Raw genomic sequence first — 2529 nt, 5'->3', positions numbered from 1 at the left:
ATTATTCAGCGCTCTTTATTTCTTTAACTTGAGCTATTAATTCTGGTACTACCTTAGTAAGATCACCAACTATTGCATAGTCAGCAATTTTCATTATTGGAGCTGAATCATCTTTATTTACAGCAATGATTAAATCTGAATCTTGCATACCAGCAACGTGTTGGATAGCTCCAGAAATACCACAAGCTATATATATTTGAGGTCTAACAGTCTTACCAGTTTGACCTACTTGATATGCTCCATCAATCCATCCTTTTTCTACAGCTGCTCTTGATCCAGCTACAGTTCCGCCTAGAGCTTCTGCTAATTCTTTAAGTAATTGGAAGTTTTCTTTGTTTCCAACTCCTCTACCACCTGATACGATGAAATCTGCTTCAGCTATATCAACGATATCCTTCTTAGCTTTTATAGTTTCTAAAACTTTAGTTCTTACATCGCTATCTGCTAATTTAACATCAACTTTTTCAATTTTACATTTAGATGGATCAGTTGTAATCTTTGCAAATACTCCTGGTCTTACTGTTGCCATTTGTGGTCTATGTTCTGGACAAGCAATTGTAGCCATTAGGTTACCACCAAATGCTGGTCTTGTAGCTAAAAGATCGCCATTTGTAACATCAACATCAATTGATGTACAGTCTGCTGTTAATCCTGTTGATAATCTAGCAGCTATTCTTGGACCTAAATCTCTTCCGATGAAAGTAGCTCCTACGAATAATATTCCTGGTTTTCTTTCATTTGCTAAATCACAAATAACTTTTGTATAAGCATCAGTTGTATAGTGTTCTAAGTTTTTATCATCAGCAACTAAAACTTCATCTGCACCGTGCTCTGCTAAAGTTTTTGCTAATCCTTCTATGTTGCTACCTAATAATAAAGCTGTAAGATTTACTCCTAATTCATCAGCAATTCTTCTACCTTCACCAAGTAGTTCTAAAGATACTTTTTGTAATTCGCCTTCTCTTTGTTCAGCAAAGACCCAAACGCCTTTGTAATCTGCTATATTCATAATAAATTACCCTCCTATTATCTTAGATGTAGTGTTTTTCTTTTAATTTTCCTACAACATAGTATGCTGCATTTTTAGGTGCTTCTCTTACGATTTCTCCTGCACCTTTAACTTCCTTAGTCATTGACTTCTTAACCTTTGTAGGTGAGCCTTTAAGCCCTAATTCAGCTACATCTACATCTATATCAGCTGCACTCATAACTTTGATTTCATCATCTGAAGTTTCGAATATATCTACAACATTCATATATCTAGTTTCATTTAATTCTTCGATTGCAGTTAATAGACATGGAGTTTTAACTTCTACTACTTGATGTCCATCCTCTAATGCTCTATTTACTATTAATATATTTCCTTCAACTTTAACATCTTGAACGTAAGTTACTTGAGGAATGTTTAAATGTTCTGCTATTTCTGGTCCTACTTGTGCAGTATCTCCATCAATTGCTTGTCTTCCAGCAAATACCAAATCATAATCTAACTTAGCTATTACTCCTGCAAGTGCCTTTGAAGTTGCTAAAGTATCTGCTCCTCCAAGTGCTCTATCTGTTAATAGGACAGCTTCATCAGCTCCCATACATAATGCTTCTCTTAAAACCGCTTTAGCCATTGGAAGTCCCATACTTATTACAGTAACTTTTCCTCCAACTTTTTCTTTTAATTGTAATGCACCTTCTAAAGCGTGTTTATCCTCTGGATTCATTATTGATGGAACACCATCTCTTATTAATGTACCAGTTTTAGGATCAATTTTTACTGCTGTAGTATCTGGAACTTGTTTTACACAAACTACTATATTCATTCTAAAAGTCCTCCTATCTTAAAATGCTTCCTGCGATAACCATCTTTTGAACTTCTGAAGTTCCTTCGTAGATTTCGCATATTTTAGCATCTCTCATCATTCTTTCTACTGGGTATTCTTTAGTGTAACCATATCCACCAAAGATTTGAACTGCTTTAGTTGTAACTTCCATTGCAACATCTGCAGCAAATAATTTAGCTCTTGCAGCATCCACTGAGTAAGGCTCACCAGCTTGCTTCTTTGTTGCAGCTAGGTATACTAAGTATTTAGCAGCTTGGATTTTAACGTCCATTTCTGCAATATACCATTGTAATCCTTGGAATGCTGATAATGGTTTATTAAACTGTTTTCTTTCTTTCATATAGTTAACAGCTTCTTCAAAAGCTCCTTCTGCAATACCTAAAGCTTGAGCAGCTATACCAATTCTTCCTCCATCAAGAGTTTTCATTGCTATACCAAATCCCTTACCTTCTTTGCTAAGTAGGTTTTCTTTTGGTACTATACAGTTTTCCATAACTAACTCAGTAGTTGAAGATGCTCTGATTCCCATCTTATTTTCTAATTTTCCTATTGAGAATCCTGGGAATGACTTTTCTACTATGAATGCAGAAATTCCTTTTGTTCCTTGACTCTTATCTGTCATAGCAAATATTATGAAAGTTTCAGCAACTCCACCATTTGTTATGAAGATTTTTGAACCATTTAATACATAATGGTC

General features: G+C 34.9%; 3 protein-coding genes. All 3 read right to left on the bottom strand.

Features of this window, described 5'->3' with window-relative positions:
• Position 1: 1 nt before the first annotated feature.
• On the bottom strand, positions 2–1009 hold the full coding sequence (locus L1S46_RS26125; protein ID WP_039773941.1) for an electron transfer flavoprotein subunit alpha/FixB family protein: 1008 nt from the start codon (positions 1007–1009) through the stop codon (positions 2–4).
• Positions 1010–1031: 22 nt separating this feature from the next.
• Positions 1032–1811 carry an electron transfer flavoprotein subunit beta/FixA family protein gene (locus tag L1S46_RS26120; RefSeq protein WP_238901429.1) on the bottom strand — a complete coding sequence of 260 codons (780 nt, stop codon included), beginning with the start codon at positions 1809–1811 and terminating at the stop codon, positions 1032–1034.
• A 13-nt stretch (positions 1812–1824) separates the two neighbouring features.
• Positions 1825–2529 (bottom strand): acyl-CoA dehydrogenase family protein (locus L1S46_RS26115; protein WP_238901427.1); only part of this gene is annotated, 705 nt, incomplete at its 5' end.

It is taken from the genome of Clostridium sp. YIM B02500, assembly GCF_022324665.1.
Taxonomy (GTDB): Bacteria; Bacillota; Clostridia; order Clostridiales; family Clostridiaceae; genus Clostridium; species Clostridium beijerinckii.
This window is presented reverse-complemented; position numbering and strand designations above follow the sequence as displayed.

What these genes read in the sequence shown, in the direction of transcription:
- L1S46_RS26120 (WP_238901429.1), bottom strand. Translation starts at nt 1,811, where the DNA reads ATGAATATAGTAGTTTGTGTAAAACAAGTTCCAGATACTACAGCAGTA.
- L1S46_RS26125 (WP_039773941.1), bottom strand. Translation starts at nt 1,009, where the DNA reads ATGAATATAGCAGATTACAAAGGCGTTTGGGTCTTTGCTGAACAAAGA.